At 68.4% G+C, this 2,442-nt stretch carries 2 protein-coding genes and 2 pseudogenes; all 4 read right to left on the reverse strand.

Features of this window, described 5'->3' with window-relative positions:
* The coding region (locus GWK61_RS53975; RefSeq protein ID WP_194922194.1) for an NADH-quinone oxidoreductase subunit C at positions 1-459 on the reverse strand (459 nt) is incomplete at its 3' end.
* 321 nt (positions 460-780) lie between these two features.
* A pseudogene (locus GWK61_RS61335) lies at positions 781-1,321 on the reverse strand (NADH-quinone oxidoreductase subunit B); the annotation flags it as partial.
* Complete coding sequence (locus GWK61_RS53985; RefSeq protein ID WP_194922195.1) at positions 1,312-1,740, reverse strand: NADH-quinone oxidoreductase subunit A; 429 nt, start codon at positions 1,738-1,740, stop codon at positions 1,312-1,314. The gene GWK61_RS53985 and the pseudogene GWK61_RS61335, both read right to left, overlap by 10 nt.
* Before the next feature lie 87 nt (positions 1,741-1,827).
* A pseudogene (locus tag GWK61_RS53990) lies at positions 1,828-2,442 on the reverse strand (hypothetical protein); the annotation flags it as partial.

Below are 2,442 nucleotides of genomic sequence, written 5' to 3' on the forward strand. Positions count from 1 at the left end.
GCCCTCCCCCGGCTCCTTGACCCCCGGCCACTCCTTGGCGACCCGCGCGGCCAGCACGAAGTCCTTGCGCAGCGGATGCCCGTCGAAGCCGTCGGGCAGGAGCAGCGGGACCAGGTTCGGGTGGTTGGTGAACGTGATGCCGAACATCTCGAACGTCTCGCGCTCGTGCCAGTTCGCGCCGCGGTAGACGTGCACGGCCGAGGGCAGCTCGGGCTTGTCCTTCGGGATGCGGGTCCTGATCAGCAGCCGGGTCGCCCGCTCGTCGCCCTCGATCTTGGCGACGTGCGCGAAGACGTCGAACCCGGCCGTCTCCTCGTCGACGGCGGTCAGCCAGTCGAAGAACGTGTAGCCGAACCCGTGGGCCCGCTCCAGGGTGGCCAGCCAGTTCTCGGAGGCGACGGTGACGGTCCGTTCGCCGAAGGTCTCCTGGACGTCGTCCCAGGTCTCGGTCTCAGTCATCGTCGGCGTCCGGCTTCTGGTTGAGGATGTTGAGACCGATGTCGCGGGAGCGCCGCAGCTCCTTCGGGTAGCGGCGGTAGAAGAGCTTCGGCGGCTTCGGCTTCTCCACGACCGGGAGGAGGACCGTCGGGGCGTCTTCGCGCGGAGGGAGCAGGGAGACCGGCGCCTGGGCCGTCGCGAGGATGTCCGTGATGGTCTTCGTATCGGCGACGGTTTGGGGGGAGCCCTTAGCGGCGGTGGACCCTGTTGCCCCTGCGGAGAGATGCTTAGGAGAGCGACGCATAAAGGGAAGCCGCGGTGCGTTCCGGGGGTCGCGTCCGCTATAGCGCGCCGAGAGATCTTCGGCTGCAATCTTTTCCTGCAGCTTAATGATTCCTTGAAGCAACGCTTCAGGACGCGGAGGGCAGCCCGGTACGTAGACGTCTACAGGGATGACCTGATCGACACCCTTGGTGACGCAGTACGAGTCCCAGTACGGGCCCCCGCAGTTGGAGCAGGAGCCGAAGGAGATCACGTACTTGGGTTCGGGCATCTGGTCGTACAAGCGCTTCACGGCCGGGGCCATCTTGTCCGAGACCGTGCCGGAGACCACCATCAGGTCCGCCTGCCGCGGTCCCGGCGCGAAGGGGATGACGCCCAAACGGATGAAGTCGTGGCGGGCCATGGAGGTGGCGATGAACTCGATCGCGCAGCAGGCCAGGCCGAAGTTGAAGACCCAGAGGGAGTAGCGGCGTCCCCAGTTGAGGACGACGCGCATCGGCGCCGGGGCGGCACTGTTGAGGAATCCCAGAGAGGCTCCGGTTCCCTCTGCAGAGCTCTGCGCAGGGGCGCCTACGCGCGGGATGGGGAGGTCTACAGCCATGCGAGCACACCCTTCTTGTAGGCGTACAGCAAGCCGACCGCCAGGAAGCCGAGGAAGACGAACATCTCCACGAGCGTCGTCCCCTTGAAGCCGGGTGCCGCGAAGATGGTCGCCCAGGGGAACAGATATACGGCGTCTACAGCGAAGATGGCGTATAGGAACGCATATACGTAATAGCGGACCTGCGTATGGGCCCACCCCTCGCCGACCGGGTCGACGCCGCATTCGTAGGTGAGGAGCTTCTCGGGGGTCGGCGCGTGAGGGCTCAACAATCGGTTGGCCCCGAACGCGGTCGCCACGAACGCCACTCCCAGGAGCAGGAGGATCCCGACCACGGAGTAGGCACTGAAGTACGTACCGTTACTCCCTGTGCCCGCCGCGTTTCCGACCGCTGCGACGGCCGGTCCATGCCCTGTCATGACTGACAGGTTAGTGGTCCGGCCGCGCTGCGTTGAGCACGGCGCCGTCCAGTGGACCGGTGGACCGACCTCCGTCCGCGGCGGGGATCAGGCGGCGGCGGCTTCGAGCAGCCAGTGGGGGTCCTGCCAGACCACGGTGAAGCTGCGGGTGGTGCCGGCGCCGGAGGGCGGGGGGTCGTTCACGGTGACGGTCATGGTGGTCGGGGTCGCGCCGGGCTTGACGTCGGTCACCTGGCGGCCGCGCAGGTAGTCGGCGCTGATGTTCGACCAGTGGTCCTGGAAGTACTTCTCGCACTGCGGCATCGGGTCGCCCTGCCCGTTCCAGCCCGCGCTCTTGGCGGCGCCCTGCTGCGCCCCGACGGTCTGGGAAGCGCAGACGGTCTGGAAGTCGTGCGCGGCGGCGGCGCCGTAGAGCCCGCGCAGAACGACGTCGCGCGCGCCCGGCGCCCCCTGCTGCGCACCGATCGGCCCGGCGGCCGCGGTGGTGGTCGGGGCCTGCGACGCGGCGGCGGCGGGCTTGTTGGAGCCGCCGGACAGGGCGAGGATCGCGGCCACGACGCCGCCGATGACGACGATGCCCGCGACGGCCAGGACGACGATGCGCTTGGTGCTGGACCAGGAGGACCAGCCCTTGTGGACGCTGGTGTCGAGGAGGGTGGGGGTCGGGCCGTGGGGGCGCTCGGGAACGCCGTAGGGGGACTC

The sequence above is a fragment of the Catenulispora rubra genome, from assembly GCF_015356825.1.
Lineage (GTDB): Bacteria > Actinomycetota > Actinomycetes > Streptomycetales > Catenulisporaceae > Catenulispora > Catenulispora rubra.

Excerpts from the sequence above, each read along its gene's own strand:
- GWK61_RS53985 (WP_194922195.1), bottom strand. The coding sequence starts at position 1,740 with ATGACAGGGCATGGACCGGCCGTCGCAGCGGTCGGAAACGCGGCGGGC.